The 24405-nt window shown below is 65.5% G+C and carries 24 protein-coding genes and 1 pseudogene; 12 read left to right on the plus strand and 13 right to left on the minus strand.

Translation table 11 applies throughout. The features are described 5' to 3' along the window. Nucleotides 1-489, plus strand: a pseudogene (gene glyA, locus EX20_RS22640) (serine hydroxymethyltransferase); the annotation flags it as partial. Between the two features lie 89 nt (nucleotides 490-578). On the opposite strand, the gene EX20_RS22645 reads toward glyA, so the two are convergent. Then, nucleotides 579-2063, minus strand: a complete 1485-nt coding sequence (locus EX20_RS22645) for an aminotransferase class V-fold PLP-dependent enzyme (RefSeq protein WP_011881289.1) — start codon at nucleotides 2061-2063, stop codon at nucleotides 579-581. A gap of 203 nt (nucleotides 2064-2266) precedes the next feature. Next, nucleotides 2267-2926, minus strand: a complete 660-nt coding sequence (locus EX20_RS22650; RefSeq protein ID WP_034194844.1) for a glutathione S-transferase family protein — start codon at nucleotides 2924-2926, stop codon at nucleotides 2267-2269. A 118-nt stretch (nucleotides 2927-3044) separates the two neighbouring features. On the opposite strand from EX20_RS22650, the gene EX20_RS22655 reads away from it, so the two are divergent. From EX20_RS22655 to EX20_RS22680, 6 genes are all read left to right on the plus strand, one after another. After that, a complete protein-coding gene (locus EX20_RS22655; RefSeq protein WP_011881291.1) occupies nucleotides 3045-3857 on the plus strand; it encodes an AraC family transcriptional regulator in 813 nt (270 codons plus the stop codon). A gap of 183 nt (nucleotides 3858-4040) precedes the next feature. After that, nucleotides 4041-4868 carry a hypothetical protein gene (locus EX20_RS22660; protein ID WP_226145107.1) on the plus strand — a complete coding sequence of 276 codons (828 nt, stop codon included), beginning with the start codon at nucleotides 4041-4043 and terminating at the stop codon, nucleotides 4866-4868. Between the two features lie 264 nt (nucleotides 4869-5132). After that, the gene (locus tag EX20_RS22665) at nucleotides 5133-6164 is read left to right on the plus strand and encodes a LysR family transcriptional regulator (protein ID WP_034194846.1); all 1032 of its coding nucleotides are present in this window, start codon (nucleotides 5133-5135) and stop codon (nucleotides 6162-6164) included. A gap of 157 nt (nucleotides 6165-6321) precedes the next feature. Beyond that, complete coding sequence (locus EX20_RS22670) at nucleotides 6322-6702, plus strand: response regulator transcription factor (RefSeq protein WP_034194847.1); 381 nt, start codon at nucleotides 6322-6324, stop codon at nucleotides 6700-6702. A 31-nt stretch (nucleotides 6703-6733) separates the two neighbouring features. Then, a complete protein-coding gene (locus tag EX20_RS22675; RefSeq protein ID WP_034194848.1) occupies nucleotides 6734-8632 on the plus strand; it encodes an ATP-binding protein in 1899 nt (632 codons plus the stop codon). Then, nucleotides 8629-9273, plus strand: a complete 645-nt coding sequence (locus EX20_RS22680) for a response regulator transcription factor (protein WP_011881296.1) — start codon at nucleotides 8629-8631, stop codon at nucleotides 9271-9273. The genes EX20_RS22675 and EX20_RS22680 overlap by 4 nt, the downstream gene beginning before the upstream one ends. Before the next feature lie 54 nt (nucleotides 9274-9327). Here EX20_RS22680 and EX20_RS22685 read toward each other — a convergent pair whose 3' ends face one another. Further along, entirely contained in the window at nucleotides 9328-10656 is a 1329-nt protein-coding gene (locus EX20_RS22685; protein ID WP_034194849.1) for an MFS transporter, read from the minus strand. A gap of 12 nt (nucleotides 10657-10668) precedes the next feature. Between EX20_RS22685 and EX20_RS32200 the strand changes: the two genes are divergently transcribed. Beyond that, entirely contained in the window at nucleotides 10669-11154 is a 486-nt protein-coding gene (locus EX20_RS32200; RefSeq protein WP_124260260.1) for a hypothetical protein, read from the plus strand. Here EX20_RS32200 and EX20_RS22690 read toward each other — a convergent pair. Genes EX20_RS22690 through EX20_RS22700 form a run of 3 tightly spaced genes read right to left on the minus strand, consistent with a single transcriptional unit; the run spans nucleotide 11147 to nucleotide 14174 of the window. Beyond that, a complete protein-coding gene (locus tag EX20_RS22690) occupies nucleotides 11147-12511 on the minus strand; it encodes an FAD-dependent oxidoreductase (protein ID WP_034194850.1) in 1365 nt (454 codons plus the stop codon). The genes EX20_RS32200 and EX20_RS22690 overlap by 8 nt on opposite strands. Before the next feature lie 44 nt (nucleotides 12512-12555). After that, a complete protein-coding gene (locus EX20_RS22695) occupies nucleotides 12556-13317 on the minus strand; it encodes an SDR family oxidoreductase (protein WP_034194851.1) in 762 nt (253 codons plus the stop codon). A gap of 56 nt (nucleotides 13318-13373) precedes the next feature. Then, a complete protein-coding gene (locus EX20_RS22700; RefSeq protein ID WP_011881300.1) occupies nucleotides 13374-14174 on the minus strand; it encodes an SDR family NAD(P)-dependent oxidoreductase in 801 nt (266 codons plus the stop codon). Between the two features lie 483 nt (nucleotides 14175-14657). Between EX20_RS22700 and EX20_RS22705 the strand changes: the two genes are divergently transcribed. From EX20_RS22705 to EX20_RS22715, 3 genes are all read left to right on the plus strand, one after another. After that, the gene (locus EX20_RS22705; RefSeq protein ID WP_014724390.1) at nucleotides 14658-15026 is read left to right on the plus strand and encodes a BON domain-containing protein; all 369 of its coding nucleotides are present in this window, start codon (nucleotides 14658-14660) and stop codon (nucleotides 15024-15026) included. 272 nt (nucleotides 15027-15298) lie between these two features. After that, nucleotides 15299-15835 (plus strand): carboxymuconolactone decarboxylase family protein, encoded by a 537-nt coding sequence (locus tag EX20_RS22710; RefSeq protein WP_011881303.1) that lies wholly within the window; start codon nucleotides 15299-15301, stop codon nucleotides 15833-15835. Between the two features lie 175 nt (nucleotides 15836-16010). Continuing rightward, nucleotides 16011-16298: a putative quinol monooxygenase gene (locus EX20_RS22715; RefSeq protein ID WP_011881304.1), complete on the plus strand. Its 288-nt coding sequence runs from the start codon at nucleotides 16011-16013 to the stop codon at nucleotides 16296-16298. Nucleotides 16299-16483: 185 nt separating this feature from the next. On the opposite strand, the gene EX20_RS32600 is transcribed toward EX20_RS22715, so the two are convergent. The 6 genes from EX20_RS32600 to EX20_RS22740 all read right to left on the minus strand — a co-directional run bounded on the left by EX20_RS32600 (nucleotide 16484) and on the right by EX20_RS22740 (nucleotide 20789). Further along, nucleotides 16484-16936 (minus strand): hypothetical protein, encoded by a 453-nt coding sequence (locus EX20_RS32600; protein ID WP_174479781.1) that lies wholly within the window; start codon nucleotides 16934-16936, stop codon nucleotides 16484-16486. Nucleotides 16937-16987: 51 nt separating this feature from the next. Then, nucleotides 16988-18199 carry an MFS transporter gene (locus tag EX20_RS22725; protein ID WP_034194852.1) on the minus strand — a complete coding sequence of 404 codons (1212 nt, stop codon included), beginning with the start codon at nucleotides 18197-18199 and terminating at the stop codon, nucleotides 16988-16990. Between the two features lie 75 nt (nucleotides 18200-18274). Further along, the gene (locus tag EX20_RS33195; RefSeq protein WP_257785927.1) at nucleotides 18275-18400 is read right to left on the minus strand and encodes a hypothetical protein; all 126 of its coding nucleotides are present in this window, start codon (nucleotides 18398-18400) and stop codon (nucleotides 18275-18277) included. A 138-nt stretch (nucleotides 18401-18538) separates the two neighbouring features. After that, complete coding sequence (locus EX20_RS22730) at nucleotides 18539-19087, minus strand: TetR/AcrR family transcriptional regulator (protein WP_034194853.1); 549 nt, start codon at nucleotides 19085-19087, stop codon at nucleotides 18539-18541. 563 nt (nucleotides 19088-19650) lie between these two features. Continuing rightward, a complete protein-coding gene (locus EX20_RS22735; protein ID WP_034194854.1) occupies nucleotides 19651-20340 on the minus strand; it encodes a glutathione S-transferase family protein in 690 nt (229 codons plus the stop codon). Nucleotides 20341-20357: 17 nt separating this feature from the next. Continuing rightward, nucleotides 20358-20789 carry a DoxX family protein gene (locus EX20_RS22740; protein WP_011881310.1) on the minus strand — a complete coding sequence of 144 codons (432 nt, stop codon included), beginning with the start codon at nucleotides 20787-20789 and terminating at the stop codon, nucleotides 20358-20360. Nucleotides 20790-20909: 120 nt separating this feature from the next. On the opposite strand from EX20_RS22740, the gene EX20_RS22745 reads away from it, so the two are divergent. Beyond that, nucleotides 20910-21782 carry a LysR family transcriptional regulator gene (locus EX20_RS22745; protein WP_034194855.1) on the plus strand — a complete coding sequence of 291 codons (873 nt, stop codon included), beginning with the start codon at nucleotides 20910-20912 and terminating at the stop codon, nucleotides 21780-21782. 127 nt (nucleotides 21783-21909) lie between these two features. Here the strand turns inward: EX20_RS22745 and EX20_RS22750 are convergent, their stop codons facing one another. Further along, entirely contained in the window at nucleotides 21910-24354 is a 2445-nt protein-coding gene (locus tag EX20_RS22750; RefSeq protein WP_072465305.1) for a heavy metal translocating P-type ATPase, read from the minus strand. Between the last annotated feature and the right edge of the window lie 51 nt (nucleotides 24355-24405).

The raw sequence follows: 24405 nt of genomic DNA on the forward strand, positions 1-24405 counted from the left end.
ATTTTCCCGGGCATCCAGGGCGGCCCGCTGATGCACGTGATCGCGGCGAAGGCGGTGGCGTTCAAGGAAGCGCTGTCGCCGGAGTTCAAGGCGTATCAGCAAAAGGTGGTGGAGAACGCGCGGGTGCTGGCCGAGACGCTGGTGAAGCGCGGGCTGCGGATCGTGTCGGGCCGCACGGAAAGCCACGTGATGCTGGTGGACCTGCGAGCGAAGCACATCACGGGCAAGGCGGCGGAAGCGGCGCTGGGCGCGGCGCACATCACGGTGAACAAGAACGCGATTCCGAACGATCCGGAAAAGCCGTTCGTGACGAGCGGCGTGCGGCTGGGCTCGCCGGCGATGACGACGCGCGGCTTCGGGCCGGCGGAAGCGGAGCAGGTGGGCAACCTGATCGCGGACGTGCTGGAGAACCCGGAAGATGCGGCGACGCTCGAGCGCGTGCGCGCGCAAGTGGCCGAGCTGACCACGCGTTTCCCCGTCTACGGGTGATGCGCGTTCCGGTGTGTCGGTGACGCCGGTTGGGGTGACACCGCGAGCGCGAACGCGCGGGCCGCATTACACGGCCCGCGCGGCCGCGTTCAAACCGTGATCGCGCGGCGCTCGGTCAGCCGGTTCCACAGCAGCGCGGAGCGGCTGCCGCTTCGACAATACGCGAGCACCGGCTTCGGCAGCGCATCGACCAGCGCGCCGAACGCGTCGACCTGCGCATCGTCGATTCCGTCGCGCTCGACCGGCAGATAGCGCGCATCGAGCCCGAGTTCGCGCGCGGCGGCGGCGATCTCGTCGAATGCCGGCTGGTCGGCGCTTTCGCCGTCCGGCCGGTTGCAGATCACCGCGCGGAAGCCCGCATGACGAATCGCCGTCAGCTCGGCCGGCGTGATCTGCCGCGACGCGGTGAAGCCGGTCGCGGCCGCGGCCCGGCATTGTTCGAGCGCGCGAGCGAAACACGCGATCGCGAACTCGGCGTCCTGTTCCGTCGTGAAGCGGCCGAAGCTGATGCGCACCGTGCGGCTCGCGGCGGCGGCATCGAGGCCGATCGCGGTCAGCACGTGCGACGGCGCACCGCTCGTCGAGTTGCACGCGGACGTCGACGACACCGCGAGCGCATCGCCGAGCATGAACGGGAAGAAGCCCGGCACGTCGACGGTGAAGCTCATCGTGTGCGGAATGCGGCGCGCCGCTGCCGCGTTGTGCGTGATGTCGCCGAGCGCGAGCAGCGCGTCCTTCACGCGTGCGCTGAGCGCCGCGATCCGTGCGGCTTCGCGCTCGAGCTTGTCGGCGGCCAATTCACACGCGACGCCCATCCCGACGATCTGATGCGTCGCGAGCGTGCCCGAACGCAGGCCGCGCTCGTGTCCGCCGCCGTGGATCTGCGGCGCGATGCGATCCGCGATGTCGCGGCGGACGAACAGCGCGCCGATCCCTTTCGGGCCATATACCTTGTGCGCGGACATCGACAGCAGGTCGATGCCGAGCGCGCGCACGTCGATCGGCGTCTTGCCGAGCGCCTGCGCGGCGTCGACGTGCAACAGCGCGCCGGCCGCGTGGACGATGCGCGAGATCGCGCCGATGTCGGTCAGCGTGCCCAGCTCGTTGTTGACGAGCATCAGCGACACGAGCCCCGTATCGGCGCTGAGTGCCGCGGCTACGGCGTCGGCGGTGATTTCGCCGTCGGCGTTCGGCGACAGATAGGTGACCGTCATTCCGTGCTTCGACAGGTTCGCCGTCGTGTCGAGGATCGCCTTGTGTTCGAGGCGGCTCGTGATCAGGTGGCGCTTGCCGGTCGCGGTTTCCGCGTAGCCCTTCAGCGCGAGGTTGTTCGATTCGGTCGCGCCCGAGGTCCAGACGATCTCGTCGGCGTCCGCGCCGATCAGCGCCGCGACCTGGGCGCGTGCGTGCTCGACCTTCTGCTTCGCCAGCCGGCCGGCGGCGTGCGAGCTCGACGCCGGGTTGCCGAAGATGCCGTCGGCGCCGAGGCAGGCCATCATCGCTTCGATCACGCGCGGATCGGCGGGCGTGGTGGCGGCGTAGTCGAGGTAGTGCAGCGGGGTGGTATCGCTCATGTGCTGATCGGCTCGTTCTTTTCGTGACGGAGGAAATGATACGAGGGTGAGCGGGGAAAAAGGATCCAAATTCAGCCGTGGATTCAGAACGATGTGGAATAACGTTTTATCGTTATCGAATATGGCGAATTTATTTTCTTGCGGGTTCGGCGCGCGGACCGTCGCATGCGGCGCATCCCGCGACGATCGCGCCCGCCGTCGCGCTACCGGCCGTCCGCGGCTGCCGCCTTCGCCCGATCCTGTTCGGCCGCGAGCGCCGCATCTGCGGCCTGCGCGCGCTGGATCGCCGGGCGGGCAAGCACGCGGTCGATATACGCGCGCACGAGCGGCGTTTCCGGCATCAGCTTGAACATCGTGGTCCAGCTCAGCGCCGAGCCCCACAGCACGTCGGCTGCGGTGAACCGCTCGCCGAGCAGATACGGGCCGCCGGCCAGTTGCGCGCCGACCGCGCCGACGACGGTGTCGAAGTCGCCGTATGGCGACGTCGAATACGCGGCCGCCGCGCGGTTCATCGAGCGGTCGACGATGGCCGGCTCGAAGCACGAACCGTAGAACGCCATCCAGCGCAGATACGGGCCGCGCAGCGCATCGCCGGGCGCCGGCGACAGGCCGGCTTCCGGATACAGCTCGGCCGCGTACAGATAGACGGCCGTCTGCTCGGTGACGATCACGTCGCCGTGGCGCAGCGTGGGCACCTTGCCCAGCGGGTTGAGGCGAAGGAACTCGGGTTCGTGCTGCTTGCCGGCGGACAGGTCGAACGCGTGGATCTCATGGTCGGCGCCGAGCTCTTCGAGCAGCATGCGTGCGCCGGCCGACCGGCTGCGCGGCGAGTGATAGAGGGTCAGGTGGCGGTCGTGCGGCATCGCGGGCTCCGGTGGGGGATGGGACAAGCGCTCAATGTAGGCCGATCGCGCGGCGCCGTATTGGAAAAACCCGCCGTGGCGGTGCATCATCGCGCGGTCACCCCAACGGTTCGTCGCCATGACCGCCTTGCGTCACGTGACCGACACGCCGAAAGGCGTCGTCGGCCCGAAAGCCCTCAATCAGCGCTTCCGCCTCAATCGCTACTATCCGCGCGCCGAACTCGCCGGCGTGCTGGACCACCACTGGATCGTCGAGTGGGACTTGCGCGATCAGCCGCCGCACGTGCAGCGCACGCTGCCGTATCCGTGCGTGAACCTCGTGTTCGATCGCCGGCGCACCGGCATCTTCGGCGTGGTGTCCGGCGCGTTCGAGACGACGCTCGCCGGCGCGGGACGCGTGCTCGGGCTGCGGTTCCGGCCGGGCGCGTTCCGCGCGTTCTTCGGCAAGCCGGTGCACCTGATGACGGACAAGGTGTTGCCGGTGTCGACGCTCGGGCTCGACGAGGCCGACGCCGAGAACGCCGTGCTCGGCGCCGGCGACGATGCGGCGATGGTTGCCGCCGCGGAGGCGCTGCTGTTGCGCGTGCTACCGCCGGCCGATCCGCAGGTCGAGCGCATCGATGCGATTCTGCGGTTGCTGCAGCAGGACGCGGCGCTCACGCAGGTGCGCGATCTCGCCGAGCGTGCGGGGTTGAGCGAGCGCACGCTGCAGCAGCTCTTTTCCAGCTACGTGGGCGTGACGCCGAAATGGGTGATTTGTCGTTATCGCCTGCACGAGGCGGCGGACCGGCTCGCGGGCGGCGAGCCGGTCGATCTCGCGGAACTCGCCCATTCGCTCGGGTATTTCGACCAGGCGCATTTCACGCGCGATTTTCGCAAGCTGGTCGGCAAGGCGCCGGCCGAGTATCGGCGCGACGACGGGCATGCGTGACGGTGCAGCGGCGGCTTCGCGACGCGCAACGGGAAGCCGTTGCATCATGCACGTCGGGGCGCTGTTCGGGCGTCGTCGATTCGCGTAGTCTGCGCGCTACGTTCGCGTTGCCGGTCGGCCACTGCCGCCCGGCCGGGCGTTTCGCCACAAAATCGGGAGCTTGTCGTGTTTCACCGGAATTCCATGTTGGGTCGTCTGGATCTGCTGCGGGTGCTGTGCGTGCCGATGGCGGCGCTGATGCTGGCCCCGACCGCGACACATGCGGCGGCCGAGCGCGTCGTTGAGCCGGCGCGCCCGCCACACGCGGCACACGCGGCACACGCCTCGCCGGCCGGCGCGCGCGAGCCGTCGGCCCCGGCGCGTGTCGTCGGCGACGATCCCGTTGCGATCCGCGACGCGCTTGCGCAGCGGCATCTCGCGAGCACGCCGGCGTCGCTGGGCGATCGCGTCCGCCGCCTGATCCCGGGCGGCGACAAGCATCGCGCGAACCCCGAGCTGGCCGCGATCGGCCTGGATCGCAAGGTGACGTTCCTCGTGCCGGCCACGTATGGGCTGCGGTATCAGACGCAGCAGCGTCTGCTGACGGTGGACGTCGACATGGTCAACGCCGATGGCGAAGGCCGCACCGGCATCCTGCTCAGGAAGGCCATCACGGGGCCGCGCGGGCGCGGGCTGGTGATCGCCGCCGAGGCTAAAGCGAAAGGCTATATCCAGCGGATCGACATCATCGAGCTCGATCCCGGCAAAGGCGGGAAGACCACCGTGCGCGGGCGCGTGCGGCTTTCGTCCGCCGCGTACGCGCAAACGCACGGCGAATTCGCGATCGCGCTGTCGGGCCGGCTGGTGCAACCGTATCTGACCGAACACGTCGAGCACGCGGAGCCGACCGACGACGAGCCGACCGACATCACGACCCACACGTCGCGGCTGTACCTGGATATCGACACGATTTCGCTGGTGAACCCCGCAAGCGGCGCGGTGCTGTCGAAGAATCTGAGTTTGTCGAAGTAGTGGTCTTTCGTGCGCGGCCGGCTGGCCGCGCGTGCCGGCGCGAGCCGATGTTCTCTAGCGCGCCGCAGCACGCCCGGCGCGTCCCGCCCGACCCATCCCGCCACCCTCTGGCCACGCCCCCGAACCCCCGCCGCACGCCATCCGCGGTGCGCGCCCTAACACCATCGTATAAGGTGCGAACTCCCATCTGGTGATATTGCGCGGCCCGACTGTTCTCTAGACTTCACATCAATCCTTCTACCGCAACGAATTCCGGAGAACAGCATGGACCGTACCCTGCATGCGATGTCAGTGTTCAGCCAGGTCGCGCGCCTGGGCAGCTTCACCGCGGCGGCCGAGATGCTCGGCATCAGCGCGGCATCGGCCAGCACGCTGGTGCGCCGGCTCGAGGAGCATCTCGGCGCAACGCTGCTGCAGCGCTCCACGCGCTGTGTCCGGCTCACCACGGAGGGCGAGCAGTATCAGGAGCACTGCCAGCGCATTCTCGGCGAGATCGAGCTGATGCAGCAGCAACTGAGCGGCGCCGGGAAGATCGCGCGCGGCCGGCTGGCGGTGGATCTCGATCAGGAAGTCGCGCATTCGGTGTTGCCGTTCCTGCCGGTGTTCCGCGCGAACCATCCGGAAGTGGGCTTGCGGGTCGACGTCGGCGGCGACGCGGACGGCCTGATCGCGAACGGCGTCGACTGCGCGGTCGTGGTCGGCCAGCTGGCCGACTCGTCGCTGCGCAGCCGGCGCGTCGGGCACTTCCATGCGGTGACGGTGGCGAGCCCCGACTATCTGAAGGCGCGCGGCACGCCCGTCGACCCCGACAGCCTCCATTGCCACGACGTGATCCATTACACGCCGCGGCGCTTCGGTCCGGTCCGCGAGTTCCGTTACACGGTGGACGGCGCCGAGACGCGGCTCAAGCTGGCGGAGCGCATTTCCGTCAATGACGTGCGTTCGGCCGTTCGATACGCGGTCGAAGGCGTCGGCATCGCGCAGGTGAGCGAACGGATGGTCGCGGAGGAGTTGGCGAAGGGCACGCTCGTCAGCATTCTCGGCGAGTACGGCCCGCCGCCGCTGCCGATTTCGGTGCTGTATCCGGATCGACGCCAGGTGCCGATGTCGATCCGCGCGTTCATCGACTGGATGCAGACGCAGCTTCGCGATCTGGAAATCGCCAGCTTCGACCACACGTCGGCGCCGAACGGCGGGCGCGACGCGGCGCCGTACTGGACGCCGAACAGCGAGCGCAACAACAGCGAGCGGCCGTTCATTACAGCGGGCTTCCAGCCGCTGTCGGCCACGGCGTGAGCCGCGCTGACGAGGCGACGGCATGCGGTTCGGGCGCGGCGTTATACCGAAGTATAGTTTTCGAGCCGATGCCGGCGGCATAGGATGCGGTCGAGCCCGCGGACCTCGAATGCGCGATCTCGCCATTTTTCTGAATTGAAGGTCAAGGACCGCTGGTATGCCGAACCGAGGTATTGTTTCCATCGTCGATGATGACCGGTCCGTCCGTCGGGCGACGCGCAGTCTCGTCCGCTCGCTGGGCTGGGACGTGCGCGTCTACGAGTCCGCCGAGGCGTTCCTCGACGCCGATCCGATCGGCGACGTCGCGTGTATCATCTCCGACGTGCATATGAAGGGCATCACCGGCTTGGAGATGTATGCGGCCCTTCTCGAGCGCGGACCGGCGCCTCCCGTGATCTTCATCACGGCTTTCCCATCCGACGCAACGCGCGAGCAGGCGATGAAGCTCGGCGCGATCTGCGTGTTCAGCAAACCGGTCGACCCGGCGCAGATCCAGGAGCGCCTCGAGGACGTCGGCGCGAACAGCGGCCCCCAGTAATCCGAAATCCGTTTTTACCGAGTCACGAGATATGGATAGCAATCGCCAGATGAGCGAGGGTCGCGGCGTACGTGTGGACCACATCATTGCGCCGCCCGAGCTTGCGGCGGTGCCTGCGTCCGCGCTCGGCCCCAATGTCGACGCCCAGCTGCGCACCAGCCCGCGCGCGGTGTACGCGGTCGCGATCGCGCTGGGTCTCGCGGTGTTCCTCGTCGACGCGTTCGCGCCGATCGACGTCGCGGTCGCCGTGCTGTACGTCGTGGTGGTGCTGCTGGTTGCGTCGGTGGCGTCCACGACGGTCACCGTCGGCACGGCGTGGGCCTGCGTGTCGCTGACCGTGCTCGGCTTCCTGCTCGCGCAAAGCGATCAGATCGCGGTCAGTTCGCTCGCGCGTTGCATCGTCAGCGTCATAGCGATCGTGACGGTGTCGGCGCTCGCGTTGCGCAATCAGAGCAGCCGCGCCATGCTGCAGAACCAGGTCGATCTGCTCAATCTCACGCACGACGCGATCGTCGTGTACGGCCTCGACGGGCGCGTCCGCTTCTGGAGCAAGGGCGCGGAGCGTCTGTACGGCTGGCGCGCGCCGGAAGCGTTCGGCGCGGCGTTCCACGAGCTGACGCAGACGGCCGCCGCCGCGCCGATCGCCGAGCTGATCGACACGACGATCCGCGAAGGTTGCTGGCAAGGGGAGCTGACGCGCACGCGCAAGAACGGCGAGACGGTGCTGATCTCCAGCCGCTGGATCGTGTCGCGCGACAAGTCGGGCCAGCCGGTCGCGATTCTGTCGACCGACAGCGACATCACGCAGGCGAAGTCGCTGGAAGCCGAGCTGCGCCGCCAGAAGGAAGAGCTGGTGGCCACGATCGATGCGATCCCTGCGATGGTGTGGAGCACGGCGGAAGACGGCCGCCTGCTGTACCTCAATCGCCGCTGGACCGATTACGACGTCAGAACCCGCGACGGCGCGGACGTGTGGCGCGACATCGTCCATCCCGACGACATCGCGACGCTCGAGGCGGCCTGGCACGATGCGATTTCGTCCGGCAGCCCGTTCGAGGTGACGGCGCGCGTCCAGCTCGGCAGCGGCGAGTATCGCTGCATGATCATCGGCGCGGCGCCGTTGCGCGACGCGGACGGCCGGATTCGCCGCTGGTACGGCGTCAATACCGACATCGAGGCGCGCCGGCAGGCCGAGCAGGCGCTCGAGCGCTCGCGCGCGGAACTGGCCCATGTCACGCGCGTCACGATGCTCGGCGAACTCGCGGCGTCGATCGCGCACGAGGTCACGCAGCCGTTGGCCGCGATCGTGACGTCGGGCGAGGCCGGGCTTCGCTGGCTGAATCACGACGTGCCGGATCTCGACGAAGTGCGCGACTCGATCGAACAAATGACCGACGACGCGCGGCGCGCTACCGATATCATTCGTCAGATCCGCGCGATGGCGAAGCGCAACGACCGCGACGATACGCTCGTCGACGTGACGTCGCTCGTCGAGCAATCGATGGATCTGATGCGCCGCGAGCTGCAGAGCCACGGCGTCGAAGTCGCGCAGAGCTGCCAGCCGTCGCTGTGGGTGCGCGGCGATCGCGTGCAGTTGCAGCAGGTGATCATCAATCTGCTGATGAACGCCGTGCAGGCGATGAGCGGCGTCGCCGGCCGCAGGCGCACGCTGGCCGTGTCGACGCGGCTCGTCGACGGCGCGAACGCGCAGATCACGGTGGAAGACTCCGGCCACGGGATCAAGACGCAGGACGCCGATTCGCTGTTTACGCCGTTCTTCACGACCAAGAAGGAAGGCATGGGAATGGGCCTGTCGATCTGCCGTTCGATCGTCGAAGGGCATGGTGGCCGCATCTGGGCCGAATCACAAGAAAACGAGGGGACATCGATGCAGTTCGTTCTACCAGTCGAAGGAATCACGCAGCCATGAGCAACGGTCCCGATCTCATCGCAACGAACTCCGTCGTGTATGTCGTCGACGACGACGACTCGATGCGCAACGCGCTTGGCCGGCTGTTTCGCTCCGTCGGCCTCGGCGTGGAGCTGTTCGGGTCGGCCCAGGAGTTTCTCGATTTCGACAAGCGCGATGTGCCGAGCTGCCTGATTCTCGACGTCCGGCTCAAAGGCCAAAGCGGCCTCGCGTTGCAGGAGCAGATCGTCGCCGGCGATCTTCAGTTGCCGATCATCTTCATCACGGCGCACGGCGACGTCGCCATGTCGGTGAAGGCGATGAAGAACGGCGCATTGGACTTCATGTCGAAGCCGTTCCGCGATCAGGACATGCTGGACGTCGTCCAGAATGCGTTGCTGAAGGACGAGAAGCGCCGCAAGTCGGACGGTCGCCTCGCCGACGTTCGCCGCCGCTACGGCACGTTGACGCCGCGTGAGCGCGAGGTGATGAAGTACGTGGTGAGCGGCCTGCTCAACAAGCAGATCGCCGCGGAGATGGGGCTCAGCGAAATCACCGTGAAGATCCATCGCGGCCACGCGATGCGCAAGATGGGCGCGCGAACGCTGCCCGAATTCGTGCTCGGCGCGCAAGCGCTGGGGCTCGATCCCGCGGCGGAGTAACGCTGCCGGCCGCCGCGCCTGCACGAGGCGCTGCGGCGGCGTGAGCGCTGCGGCTTATCGGTTCACGATATGTTTGGGCAGCACCAGCGTGAGACCCAGGCCGGCCAGCAGGCACACGATCATGCACGATACGGGCAGCGCGAAGCTGCCCGACGACTGCTTCAGCACGCCGACCACGTACGGACCGAAAAAGCCGCCGATGTTGCCGATCGCGCTGATCCACGCGATGCCGCTGGCCGCATTGCTGGGGCCGAGCACCGCCGTCGGCATTCCCCAGAACACCGGCGGCACGGACAGCAACCCGGCGTTGGCGATGCACAGCGCGAGCACGGTCAGCCACAGGTTGCCATGCCAGACCAGCGCGAGCATGAGCCCCGCCGCGGCGAGCAGGAACAGCGCGGCCGTATGCAGGCGCCGTTCGCGGTGACGATCCGCGCTTTGTCCGACCGTGATCATCACGATCATCGCGACCGCATTCGGCAGCGCTGCGATCAGCCCGATGACGAAATCCCTTCCGACGCCGAGCGACTTGATCATCGTCGGCGCCCATAGCGTGTAGCCGTAAATGCCGAACACGTCGAGGAAGTAGATCACGCCGAAGGTCCAGAAAATCCAGCTGCCGAACATCTGGTCGTTGGACGCCGATGCGGCCAGCGCCCGATCCTGGGCGAGCGTGCGGCTGAGGTACGCGCGGTCGGCCTCGCTCTCGTGGCGGCTCTGGGTGACGTCGTCCTCGAGATACTTCCAGCAGAGCAGCGCCGCGACGAACGCCGGCAACGCCTCGACGACCAGCATCCATTTCCATCCGGACAGCCCGGCGATGCCGTCGAAGTATTCCATGATGAAGCCGCTCAACGGCGAGCCGATCAGCCCGGACAGCGGAAGCGCCGCGTAGAACGTCGACAGCACCCGCGCACGGTGGTATCGCGGGAACGACTGCGAGATGTAATAGACGATGCCCGGTACGAGCCCGGCTTCCGCGACGCCGAGCAGATAGCGCATCACGTAGAACTGCTTGGGCGTCGCGATGAACGTGGTCAACGCCGAAACGATCGCCCACGACAGGATGATGCGCGTGAGCCAGCGCTTCGCGCCGACCCGCTGCAGGATCATGTTGCTCGGCACCTCGAACACGACGTAGCCCAGCGCGAACGTACCTGCGCCGAAGCCGAACACCGCGTCGCTGAAACCCAGATCGACCACCATCTGCAGTTTCGCGAAGCTGACGTTGATGCGGTCGACGTAGGCGGCCACGTACGCGAACATGAAGATCGGCAGGATGCGCAGCGCAAGATGCCGCGAAATGCGCGTTTCCCGCGCCGCGTCGTTCGAGTCGCCGCCGTCGACCGGATGATCGGACGAGCGCGTCGCGTTCAGATCCAAGAGGTTCCTCCGTTGCTCGGCGAGAACGGCTGCGTCAATCTGTCCATGGCAATGCCTCCGGTCGTCGATGTCGAATGCCAACAGCAATTCAGGTGTCCGCGCCACGACGCACAGCCGCGCGTGCGCGTCGTTCGCGTGGGCAACGAAGCACAGCCGGGTACTGGATGCGAGTGGAAGAACGGCGACCTCGCCCGCGATCCGGCAACGCGCCCGCAGCGGAGCGTCGGTGTCGGCGAAGGCATGTTTTTCTCGGAGTTCGAAATGGCGCACGCGCCGACGTCCCAATCGATGGGAACGCCGGCGCGCCATTCGAACTCGCCCGCGGATTCTACCGGATCGTATCGGCGCGAGCGCGCTAAGTGCAGTTGCTTCGATCCGGGACGTGGAAGGCGCGCGGACGCGCCGATGCCGTCGCGACGCAGGACGCGTCGCGACGGCATCGGCGGCCGGCGTGGCCGGCACGATCAGCCGGGAAAACCCGGCCGTCGGCTTACTTGATCGTCGCGAACAGCAGGTTCAGCCCTTCGGCGAGAAGCGGGTGAGCGAGGATCGCGTCGCGCACGGACGTATAAGGCAGCTTGCCGATCATCGCCATCTGCACGGCCGACATCACTTCGCCCGCGCCCGAGCCGACCATCGTGAAGCCGAGGATCTGGCCGCTGTCGGGTGCGACGAGCGCCTTCATGAAGCCGCGCGTGGTGCCATTGGTGCGCGCGCGCGGCACGGCTGCCATCGGCAGTTTCGCGACGATGACCGGCGTGTTGCGCGCTTTGGCGTCCGTTTCGTTCAGACCGATGCGCGCCAGCTCCGGATCGGTGAACAACGCGTACGGAATCACCCGCGACGCCGTGGTGCCGCCGCGTCCGTCGATGCCGGCTTTCAGCACGCGATAGTCGTCGAACGACGCATGCGTGAACATCGGCGTGCCGGCCACTTCGCCGATCGCCCAGGTGCGTTGCGCGGTGGTCGCCAGCGTGTCGTCGACCTCGATGAAGCTGCGCGCGTCGCGCTCGACGCCGGCCAGATCGAGGCCGAGGTCGTCGGTGACCGGGCGCCGGCCCGTCGCCACCAGCAGATGGCTGCCTTCGACGGTCGTGCCGTCGGCGAGCGCGACCGTGACACCGGTGCCCGATCGGCCCTCCACGCTGGCAATGCGTGCAGACAGCCGCAACGCGATCCCGTCGGCTTCGAACGCGTTCTGGATCTCGATGCTGACGTCCTCGTCCTCGCGAACCGCGACGCGCGGCGCGTCGTGAATCACGACGACTTCGCTGCCGAGACGCCGGAACGCCTGCGCCATCTCGAGGCCGATGTAGCCGCCGCCGATGACGATCAGTCGTGCCGGCAGCACGTCGAGGCCGAGCGCCTCGACGTGGGTCAGCGGAGCGGCGTCGCGCAGCCCCGGCACGTCGGGGATCGTCGCCACGGTGCCGGTGTTGATGTAGACGTTCTCGCCTTCGAACAGCTGCTCGCTGCCGTCGGCGGCGCGCACGGCGACGCGTCGCGGCGCGACGAAGCGGCCGGAGCCGATCACCAGATCGAGGCCGGACTGCTCGAACGCGCGGCGGTTGACGTCGACCATCCCGTCGACCACGGCGCGGACGTTCGCGTGGACCCGCGCCATGTCGGCCACCGGATGCGCCGTCGCGTCGGCCGAGCGCCACGCATGCATGTTGCGGGCATTCTGGATCAGCGTCTTGCTCGGAATGCAGGCGACGTTGATGCACGAACCGCCGATCATCCCGCGCTCGATGATGGCCACGCGCTTGCCGCTACGCGCGAGATCCATCGCCAGCGACTTGCCGCCCTTGCCGCCGCCGAGGAACAGATACTCGTATTGTTTGGGGCTTTCCATGACGCGACTCCTCAGGTTGTCCAAAAGATCGAATCCGCGAGGACTCACGCGACCGGAATGGGGTTTTCCGCGAGCGCCTGATTGAACTGCTCGACGAATGCATGTTCGTTCGGGCCGACGTTGTTGCGCAGCGGCTGTGCGATCTCGACCACGACTTCGGTCGTCGCGGTTTCGAGACGCTGGATCGTCTCCGCGATGAACGCGTCGAGCGGCATCGCGCGCGGATCGCCGCTCTTGTGGACGAGGTCCGTATCGACCCACGGCGGCGCGATTTCGAGCACCCGCACGCTCGTGTCGCGCAATGCGAAGCGCTGCGACAGCGTGTACGAGTGAATCGCCGCCTTGGTGGCCGAGTAGAGCGCGGTGGACGCAAGCGGCACGTAGGCGAGAACGGAGCTGTTGTTGATGATGTACGACTCCGGTTGCGCCTTCAGATGCTCGACGAGCGCGGCGCTCAGGCGCACCGGGCCGAGCAGGTTGGTGTTCACGAGCCGCACGGCCTGGGCATCGTCGAGCGCACCGGCGGCATCGTCGAACGGCATGATGCCCGCGTTGTTGACCAGGACGTTCAAGGTCGGATAGTCGGCGATCAGCTGGCGTGCGACGCGCTCGATCTGCTGCGCGTCGCCGACGTCCAGCTCCGCCGTGTCGATGCCCGGATTCGCGGCGGCGATCTCGTCGAGCAGGGCGCGGCGACGCCCGGCGACGATCACCTTGTTGCCGCGCCGATGAAGGTTTTCAGCGAGTGCGCGGCCGATGCCCGAGGTACCGCCGGTGATGAAGATGGTGTTACCGGTGAGTTTCATGATCGTGGTTCCTTTGAATGATTGACTTGAGCGGTTGCGAAGTTGGATGACCGAGGTCAGTGCGTGACGGCGTAACGTGCGGCGACGGTGCTGTTCGACAGATGGGGCGTCATGACGCGACGGGCGGCGTCGTAGGCGTCCCATTCTTCCGCTGCGTGCAGCGACGGAATCGTGACCAGCTCGTGACGGTCGAAGCCGGTCAGCGCGGCGTCGACGAGGTCGGACGCCGACATCACGATCTCCTTCGGCAGGTTGTCGAGCGGCAGGCCGCCGTTGTCCCAGAACTCGGTGGCCGTCGCGCCGGGCAGAACGGCCTGCACCTGCACGCCTTTGTCGGCGAGCTCGTGATGCAGCGACTGCGTGAAGGCGAGCGTGAACGCCTTGCTGCCGCCGTACACGCCGTTCAGCAGCTCGGGGCCGATCGCGACGATCGACGAGATGTTGATGATCGCGCCGTGACCGCGCGCGACGAAGCCCGGTGCGGCGGCATAGGTCAGACGCGTCAGCGCGGTGACGTTGAGGTCGATCATGCGCGTCATGGCGTCGACGTCGCTTTCGAGCAGCGGCTTGTGCGTGCCGACACCGGCGTTGTTCACCAGCATCGTGATGCTCGCGTCGGTGCGCAGCTTCGCTTCGATCTCGGCGAGCGCGCGAGGATCGCCGAGGTCGGCGGCGATCACTTCGACGTTGCGCTGCGTGTCGTCGGTGATGCGCTTGGCGAAGTCGTTGAGCCGGTCGCGATTGCGGGCCACGAGGACGAGATCGAAGCCGCGGCGTGCGAGCCGTTGCGCATAGATCGCGCCGATGCCCGACGATGCGCCGGTGATGAGTGCGGTGCCTTGATGTGCTTGCGTCATGCTGTTGCTCCGGTGAGGGTGTCGAAGTGCTCGACACGGGCCGGGGAAGCGCATGAGCCGCTTGCGTGATGCCGGTGGCTCGGTGCTGCATGCGCTTCCTCGTTCGTGTCGAGGTAGTGCGATGCAGTGTATGAGTCGTATGGCGGGTCGATCAACGCGCCCCGCCCATAAACTCAATTCATCCAGCATGAATACTGAATCGGCGCACGCAGTTCGGCCAGCGCGGCGGGCGCAATCGCGTGCAGCGACGCCTTTCCGATGAGCCGCGTGGCGTCGTCATGGTGTATTCGCACCGGCTCCAACCATTCAACGCACCTATACGCAGGTATAGAGCGGCCGTTTGGGCGGGCGCGGCAGACCATCATCGATGCGTGAATGCTGTTTTCGGTAATACGCCATTGAGCGCGGGTAGGCGCTTGTCTACCATTCGTTCGGGTTTCAGCCCTTGTCGAATTTCCACCAATGTCTTTTGAGGAGCCTGTGATGAAGAAGATTGTCGCGTCGGTACTGTACGTAACGTATTTGGCTTTCGGCGTGTCCGCCCATGCAGCGGAACAGGATGCCGCTCCGTCTTCTGATGCGGTCGTCAGTCAGAAAGAAGTGAAGAAGGCCGAACGAAAGACCGAACGCGCTGCCGATCGGGCGCTGTCGCGGAAAATCGTTTGGGCGTTGTCGAAAACGAAAGGGCTGAACGCGGTGAATGCGCGGGTGCTGGTCCGCCATGGCGTCGTGACGCTGACCGGATACGTGCCCGACAGCGAACAGGTGCAGCTCGCCGGCGACAGCGCGGCGCGCGTCGCGGGCGTGACGTCCGTGGTCAACAACCTGGTGCCGGGCGAACCGGGCCGGTGATTTCGCTCGCACACGTCGGTGTCGATTCACATGTTGGTGCGCGAGATCGATTCAAAGCGATGTCTGCCATGCGCACGTGACGACGAAGTCGATATCAGCTTCGACGACAAGAGTGCAAGGAAAAATCGGTATTGCGCGATGGCGCGTATTCGATCCTTGTCACGCTTGATCCGCAGTAAAGGCTCGGAATGCGGGCATTGGCCCGCGCTCCGCGCTATTGCGCCGACCTTCATCGGGCGGCTCCCGATTATCCAGCCTAGTGAGAGATATATATGACCCGCTTGACCACCTTGAAGCCGTCGGAAGCAACCGGCGAAACCGCAGTCGTGTTCAACCAGATCAAGGCCGCGATCGGCAAGGTCCCGAACGCCTACGCGACCATCGGCACGCACAGTCCGGCCGGTCTCGCGGCGATGCTGAACGTCGACGCCGCGATCGCCGCAAGTTCGCTGGAGCAGGCCGATGTCGAGGCGGTGCGCCTCGCAGTCAGCGCGCTGTCCGGCTGCGATTACTGCCTGGCCGCCCATACGATGATCGGCAAGATGGCCGGCCTCGCGCCGGACGCGATGAAGCAGATCCGCGCCGGCCACGCGACCGGCGATGCGCGCCGCGATGCGTTGCTCGCGTTCGTGCGCTCGATCGTGACGAGCCGCGATACGGTGCCCGCTGCCGTGCTCGACGCAGTGCTGGAAGCAGGGTTCACGGAGCGCCAGGTGATCGAGACGATCCTGGTCGTCACATCGATCACGTTCACGAATCTGGTGAACCGTGTGAACGACACGACGCTGGATTTTCCGGCGGTCGATTGAGCGCGTGCGTATCCGGCTCGATTTGCACGGCATGACGCCGTGCTCGCGAGCTGGTGCGCTCCGATATCGCGACGCAGCTGCGTGTCGTGCGGAATGCTCGCCGTCGCTGCGTTCTGAAGCGATGCAACGCGCGCGCTCGCGCACGAAACGATCCAGTGGCGAATGGAGGCCATCGATGTCGAAGCAGTATGTGGTTGCCACGATTACCGCAGATCCGCGACACGTCGCGGCGGTGGAAGATGCGCTGTTGGCGGCAGTACCGGCCGTTCGAAACGAAGACGGGTGCGAGCAGTACGAGCTGCATCGACACCGCGACGCGTCTCATCGCTTCACGATGATCGAGCGTTGGCGGGACGAGCATGCGCTGCACGTGCATGGCGAAGCGCCGGCATTCCAGACGCTGGCGCGTGCGCTCGACGGTAAGGCGACGCTCCAAGTCGTGTTGCTCGAGAAGCTGATTTGAGCTCGTCGAGATCGGTTCTGAAACGGACGGCGGCCGGATTTCCGGCCGCCGTTATTCATTGTGGCGATGGAAGCGGGACCGCCGCGCACGCCTGATTCACGGACAGCCTGAGCAGATATGCGATCAATGTCGCGAGCAGCCCCTAGAGAGGTTGCTGCTGCAACACCGCCTATGCGGGCGCGAGGTCAGAGGTCATGTCTGGATTCCGTTTTGTCGCGAGCGTTGCTGAGCCGCTGCATGAGCCAGTCGGTCGCCAACTGATCGAAAGCCGTCATCGCCCGGTAGCCGCGGGCACGAACAACATGGCGAGCCACGACAGCAGGCTTTTGCTCGAATCCTTCGAACTCCGGCGATGGTCCGCCTTTCCAGATCAGGAGGCCCGGCAGGAGCAGCTCGCCGACGAGAAGGGTCGACAACGCATTCAACATGATCGCCATGCCTCGAGAGGAAGAAGCGAACGCGCTTACGCGGTCGCAACGGTCATCCGGATTGTCGTCGGTCGCCCGGCGGTCGAGTAGCCGCAGATGGCGAGTAAGAGTTTCTGCAATGGAAGGAAAAAGCAGTTGCCGACCGCTGCGAAACGCTGGCCCGGCTGTGCGATGAACCGGGCCAGCGACGGCCGCGATGCCTGCACGCATCGTCGCGGCGCGCCGCGCGACGCGGAGGTCTGCGTGGCTTCGACGGCTTCTTCATGATTGAAGCGATGGGGGCGCGGGCGACACGTCGGCGCTGCGCTTCGCATTGACCGACGCGCGCGACACGAGCAGGCTGCCGGTCGCCAGCGCGAGGAACGCGAGCGAACTGCCGATCGAGCCTGTCAGGCCGAACGCGGGATAGACCCAGCCCGCAACGGCGGAGCCGACGCCGATTCCGCAAAACACGAAGGATGCCGTCAAGGCCAGTGCGATGCCGCGCCATTGCGGCACGAGTTCGACGATGCGGCGCTGCTGCGACGGCCACAGCAGGTCGGTTGCGAACGCCCACACGACCAGCGCGACGAACAGCAGGCGCAGGCTCGGCGGCGTGAAGCGGAGAAACACGAGGTCGAGCGCGAGCAATGCGAGGCCGGCGAACAGCATCGCTTCGGCGCTATAGCGACGCGCGGCGCGCGTCACGAACAGGTTGCCGGCGATGCCCGCGGCGCCCAATACGACGAGCGCGGTCGATACCGTATTGGCGCCTGCATGGAACGCGTCGCGAATGATGGGCGCGATGAAGGCGTAGGTCGAGTAGACGCCGGCCGCGATGAAGAAGACGACGAGGAACGCGCTGAGCGTATCGGTGCGCGTCAGGAGCGCCGAAACCGTCGCGAAATCGATGTTCTCGCCCTGGCTCGTGTCCGGGATCAGGCGGAGGATCAGCGCGGCGGTTACTGCGCCGGCGAGTCCGATGAGGAGAAAGAGCACGCGAGCGCCCCATGCGTGCGCGATCCATGCGGACAGCGGCATGCCCACCAGGCCGGCGACGCTCAGGCCGAGCAGCACGACGGCGATCGCGCTGCCCTGTTGTTCGCGTTCGACGAGGCTCGAGCCCAATGCGCCGAGCACGGGGCCGATGAAGCCTGCACCGAGGCCCATCAGCACGCGCGACAGCAGCAGCACCGGGTAATTCGGCGCGGCCGCGAGCAGCAGCGCCGCCGCACTGAACAGCGTCAGGCCGAGCAGCACCTGGCGACGACGCGGCAGATGGCCGAAGCCGACCTGCAGCAGCGGCGCGGCGAACGCGAAGGTGACGCCGAACACGGTGACGAGGTAGACGCTTTGCGAATCCGCGAGCCCCCACTGACGCGAGATCGAATCGAGGCTGCCGACGACGGAGAGCGCACCGGTCGCCTGGACGAAGTATGCGAGGCTGAGGATGCGAAGCGCGCGTGCCGTGCGCGCGGGGAGGGGCGTAGTCATGTGTGGGTCCTTTTCAAGGCCGGTGGCCTGGGAGCATGCGGGCCGGGAAACTGGATGGATGCGCGGGGCAGCCGGTCAACGGTGCGTGCGACCGTGGGTCAGAAGCACGGGCACACGGCGCGTGGCCGGTGAACCGGAGTCCCGGAACGACACGCCGCCGGACATGTTGCCGAAATTGATGGGGTGGATCTTCAGGGCCATGGCTGCTCTCCGCTTGGATCGATGCTTATTGAACTGACCGGTTCAGTATGGGTAAGCGACGGGCGGCGGGCAAATTAAAAAAACCAATCGGTTCAGAAAGGGCGGGCTATCGGTCCGTGCTGCGCGCGTCGCGGCACCTCAGAGGAGGCGGAGCGCCTGCATGAACGCGCCGACGGCGTCGCTTTCCGCCAGCTCGGGCAGATTGCGTTCGATGCAATAGCCGGCGAAGAACACCGAGACGATCGTGGCGATGGTTGCGGCGGGGAGTGTGTGAGGCTCGGCGTCGATGTTTTCGATGATCTGCGGCGTCAACCGGTGGTGGTACGCGGCGAGTACGTCGCGCACGCGCTCGGACAGCGACGGGAATTCGCGGATCGAATTGACCGAGAAACAGCCGACGCAGCCGTTGTCTTGCGGGTCGCCGAGGCGCAGAAAGCGCTCGATGTTGGCGTAGCCCTTCGGTTCTGCGGTAAGGATCCGCAGCGCGCCACGATGCTCGTAGTAATAGAGCAGGCTGTGCAGAAACAGGTCTTCCTTGTCCTCGAACTCGGAATAGAGCCCGGACTTGTTGACGCCGGTCGCCTGTTCCAGCTGCTGAAGCGATGTGCCGGCGAAGCCGTATTTCCAGAAGACCGGGAGCGCCTTTTCCAACACGCCTTCGCGGCTGAATTTTTTCGGTCTGCCCATGGGGTGGTCATCTCTCTCGAGGTGGATATGCGGGGATTTTAAACCGAACGGTTTTAAATGGGGGTAAGGGGGTCGTGGGACCGGCCCGTTTGCGGGAGGAGATGGGTTGTGGCTGGCCAGGCTGGGAGGCTTGGAAGCTCGCGTGAGATTCCTGCACACGGCGAATGCGTTGTCCTTTCGTCAGCGCCCCTGGTCTTGCACCAGCTTTCGAAAGTTCGACGCGAGTGACGCGAACGCAATGTGCTTGCAGCACTGAACGCAGGGTTGGTGTCCTGGCGCTCCATTTCGTCCGTGATTTCCAGCCGCGACGTTGGTTTTCACTTCCGGCGTCGGGTAACGAAGCAACGTGCGGTGCAACCGTGCACGCGCGATCTCACGATTTCGTGCCAAGCGATCGCGCAGAAGTAAAACCATCGCGCCTGCTGTCGTGCACGTACCCGTGACCGGACGCAAGAACGTTCAGCAGCCGGCTGGCGACGATAAACAGATGTCTTTCAAGTTACGGCTGCACATTCTTGTGCCGGCTTCAGTTCCTCGCCGGCGCACATATAACTGATCTCAATTCAATCCTGAACGCGCAATACGTGCTCGCGAATACGCGTCGACAGCATCGAGCCGCGCTTGAGCAGGAATTCCATCAGCAGTTGCGGATAATCAGCCCGGACCGCTGCACGCACGGACGGCCGTTCGGCAAGCCGTTGCCGCCAGGCGGTGACCTTGGGCAGGGCCGCGAAGAACCCGAAGTCGTCGATCTGTTCGAACACGTCGAAGTAGCGGAACACCGGCCCGAATGCCGCGTCCACGATGCTGAAATGCGTGCCGCTGAAATACGGGCCAGCGCCGAGCGTGTCTTCGAGCTGCTGGAATCGCGCGCGGATGCCGCGGGTTTTCCCGGCGAGCGTCGCTTCGTCCGGAGCCGTGTAGAAGCCCGCTATGGCGCTGAGCAGTACCGATGCGAACTCGACCCAGGCACGGTGCCGCGCCCGCTCGAGCGGCGCATCGGGATGCAGCGGCGGCGCGAGCGTCTCGTCGAGATAGTCGCAGATCACCGCCGATTCGAAGATGGGCGCGCCATCGACGACCAGCACCGGCGTCTTGCCGAGCGGAGAAATCCTGAGAAACCAGTCTGGCTTGTTGCTCAGGTCGACATCCGTGCGTTCGAACGGCACACCTTTTTCGGTCAGCACGATGACGGCGCGCTGGACGTACGGGCAAAGCACGTGGCTGACGAGGTGGTATTGGAGCGTGCTCATGTCGACGCCTCGCTCCGTCAGGCCGCGCCAAGCGCGAAGCGCTCGCTGCGGCGTACCGCGAGCGCGCCATCGCCGAGCAGCCACAGCGCGACGGACGCGACGATGAGGAACACCGGGTATTCCCAGCCGCCGCCCTGGCTCGTATGCACCCAGCCATTGGACAAATGCACACGCGTCGCGCACACCATGATCGGCACCAGCAGCAATGCAACCTGGCGCGCATAGACGCCCAGCACGAGCGCGATCCCGCCGGCGAACTCGGCAGTGAAGACCGGATAGGCCAGGAAGCCGGGGTAGCCGACGCTCTGGAAATACTGCGCGGTGCCCGGCAGGGTAAAGACCAGCAATTTCAGCAGTGAATGGGCGATCCACATGACGCCCAATGCCACTCGGAGCAGCAACGCGCCATACGCGGCGGCATTGGCATTTGTTGAAATCGATTGATTCATATCGGTACCCATTGCGAGAGTTGGCAAAGCGGGACCGAATTTAGCATTGCGGATATGCTTGAATAATAAGCATAATTACAAAGAGTGAATGCAAAAATGCAATGCACGGGAGACAACTGGATGCCATACAAGCTCAGCGCGGCAGATCTCGAAACGATCCTGGCACTTTTCCGCACGGGCACGCTCGTTCAGGCGGGCGAGCGACTGCAAGTGGATGCATCGACGGTGTTTCGCAATCTGCGGCGAATCGAGCGCGGCCTGCAGCAGCAGTTGTTCGAACGGACCCGTTCCGGCTATCGCGTGAAGGAAATCGGGCTGGCGCTCGCGGAACACGCCGAGCAAGTGGAAGTGCAGGTCGAATCGGCCCGCTCGATCGCCCAACAAGCGCCCGAGCAGGTGGGCGGCACGGTGCGCATCACGACCACCGACACGATCCTGCACGGGTTGGTCGGGCCGGCACTGAAGCAGTTGGAGGCCATACATCCGCGGCTTGCGTACGAATTGCACACGGGCAACGAGATCGCCGACCTCGGGCGCCGCGATGCCGATATCGCCGTGCGTGCGACGAAGGAGCCACCGGAATATCTCGTCGGCAAGCATGTCGGTCCGATCGACGTGGCGCTTTTTGCCTCAAAGCACTACGAGGCCGCGCGCAGTTATGACGACGTCACGGCGGGCAAGGTACGCTGGATCGCGCCGGACGACGCGCTGCCGGGCCATCCGTCGGTCATCTGGCGCAAGCGTCATTTCAGGAAAGTGGTGCCGCACTACAAGGTCAACAGCATCCTGACCGTGATGGAACTGGTCGCCCTCGGCATGGGCGTCGGCATCCTGCCGACGTTCCTGACCCGCGGCCGCTCCGACCTCGTGCAATTGACCGATGTCCTGCACGACTGCCAGACCGAGCTATGGGTGCTGACTCACCGGGAGTCGCGGCATCTGCGGCGCGTTTCGACGGTGTTCAAATACCTGTCGACGACGTTGAAGATTTGAGCGCGCAAGATGCAGCGCGCCACTCGCCGCGAGTAGACGTGCTATCGATTCTGGCTGACGAGGACTGGTGAAGTCGGCTCCGGTCATGGTCGACACGCTTCAAAATCCCGGCGAACGCGTGAGCACACTAAATCTTCGCATTGCGCAAACGTAGCGCGTTTGAAATAACGGATGCCGAACTCAGGCTCATCGCCAGCGCTGCAATCATCGGCGAGAGCAGCAAGCCGGTGAATGGATACAGCGCGCCTGCTGCCAGCGGGACGCCGAGTGCGTTGTAGACAAATGCGAAGCCGAGGTTCTGCTTCATGTTCCGGACGGTTGCCTCGGACAGTTCCCGAGCGCGCGCGATACCACGCAAGTCTCCCTTGACGAGCGTGACTTGCGCACTGCTCATGGCGACATCGGTGCCGGTTCCCATGGCCACGCCGACATCCGCCTTCGCGAGCGCCGGTGCATCGTTGATGCCGTCTCCGGCCATTGCCACAACATGTCCGGCACGTTGAAGCCTCGTCACCAGTTCGAGTTTGTCGGCCGGCTTGACCTCACCATGAAACTCATCGACACCGAGTTTTTCAGCAACAGCCCTGGCCGTCACCACGCCATCGCCTGTCGCCATCACGACGCGGATGCGCTTTTCCCTCAATGTCGCGAGCGCTTCCGGTGTGGTTGTCTTGATTGGATCGGCGACCGCCAACAGTCCGGCCAGGCGCCCATCGACCGACAAGTACATGACGCTGGCGCCTTGTGCGCGCATACGGTCTGCTTCCTGCGCCAGCGGCTCGACGGACACCTGGCCGGCCTGCATCAACGCGGTATTGCCGAGCGCCAGTCGCCGCCCTGCAACCAGCCCGCGCACACCGATGCCTGTCGCAGATTCGAAGGCCTCCGCCAGGTCCAGCGCAAGACCTTGCTCGCGTGCAGCTTTCACGATGGCAGCAGCCAGCGGATGCTCGCTACCCTGGTCCAGACTGGCGGCCAGCCGCAGCACCTCCTCGTCGGTGAATCCATTTGCCGCTGCGGTGCGCTCGAACGCGGGACGGCCCTCGGTCAGAGTTCCCGTCTTGTCCACGATGAGAACGTCGACCTGGCGCAGGTTCTCGATGGCGGCGGCGTCGCGGAAGAGCACCCCGCTCGACGCCCCCTTGCCGCTTGCCACCATGATGGACATCGGCGTTGCAAGTCCGAGCGCGCAAGGGCACGCGATGATGAGCACCGCGACCGCATTGATGAGGCCGAATACCCAGCTGGGCTCGGGTCCGACGAGCCCCCACACGAAGAACGTCAAAACGGCGGCGCTCACGACGCCGATGACGAACACGCCTGCAACCTTGTCCGCCATTCGCTGCATGGGCGCGCGCGAACGCTGCGCCTGCGCGACCATCTGCACGATTTGCGACAACACCGTCTGGGAGCCGACCTTCTCCGACCGGATGACCAGACTGCCGGCTGCATTCATCGTTGCACCAATGACATGGTCTCCGACGCGCTTCGTGACGGGAATGGGCTCGCCGGTAATCATCGACTCGTCCAACGAGCTCGTGCCGTCGGTTACGACGCCATCCACGGGGACTTTCTCGCCGGGGCGAACACGGAGCAGATCGCCCACCTGCACGTGGCCCAGCGGGATGTCTTCTTCGGCGCCATCTGGATTGATGCGGCGAGCCGTCTTCGGGGCGAGGCCCAGCAGCGCCTTGATGGCCGCAGACGTCTGCGAACGCGCTTTCAGCTCCAGCAATTGCCCCAGAAGCGTCAGAGAGATGATCACCGCAGCGGCTTCGAAATACACACTGACACGGCCGTGCGCGCTGTACGTCGCTGGAAACAGGTCGGGAAGGACCGTCGCAATGACGCTGTAAACGTAAGCGGCTCCAGTCCCGAGCCCGATGAGCGTCCACATGTTCGGGCTGCGATTGATGAACGAACGCACACACCGAACAAAAAACGGGAAGCCGGCCCACAGGACGACTGGCGAGGAGAGAACGAATTCGACCCAGTTCTCGGTCGACGACGGCATCAGTTCGACCTGGTGGCCGAACATCGCCAGCATGAAAACGATGGCCGTCAGTGGCAGCGTCCACCAGAATCGATGCCGGAAATCGACCAGTTCGGGATTTTCACCTTCGTCCAGATTCGGCAGGATTGGCTCGAGCGTCATGCCGCACTTCGGGCACTGCCCCGGATGGTCCTGACGGACTTCCGGATGCATCGGGCACGTGTAGATGGTGCCCTCCGGCATAGCAGGCGATGCTGCAGCACTCGATGGCGCGACGTATTTCGACGGAGCCGCTTGGAATTTCGTCAGGCAGGCCTCGCTGCAAAAGAAGTATGGCTTCCCGTCGTATTCACTGCGAAAGCGTGATGTCTGCCTGACCGGCATCCCGCATACGGGGTCGTGGAGTTGCGCCCCCGTACCACCGTGGTCGCGGTCTCCCCCGTGGAGATGCGCATGCGCGTCATCTTCGTGTTCGACGGCATGCTGGTGCCCACGCGTGCCATGGGCATGATGTCCGTCTGACGAGTGCGCTGAAACCGGCTGCTGAGGTGCCCCATCGTCTTCACGTTGACTGTTCATCTTGACGCTCCTTCGCTATCGGCACTGATTCGGTGTTATTCGAACCCGGGT

This window comes from Burkholderia sp. WP42 (assembly GCF_000745665.1).
Classification (GTDB): domain Bacteria; phylum Pseudomonadota; class Gammaproteobacteria; order Burkholderiales; family Burkholderiaceae; genus Burkholderia; species Burkholderia vietnamiensis.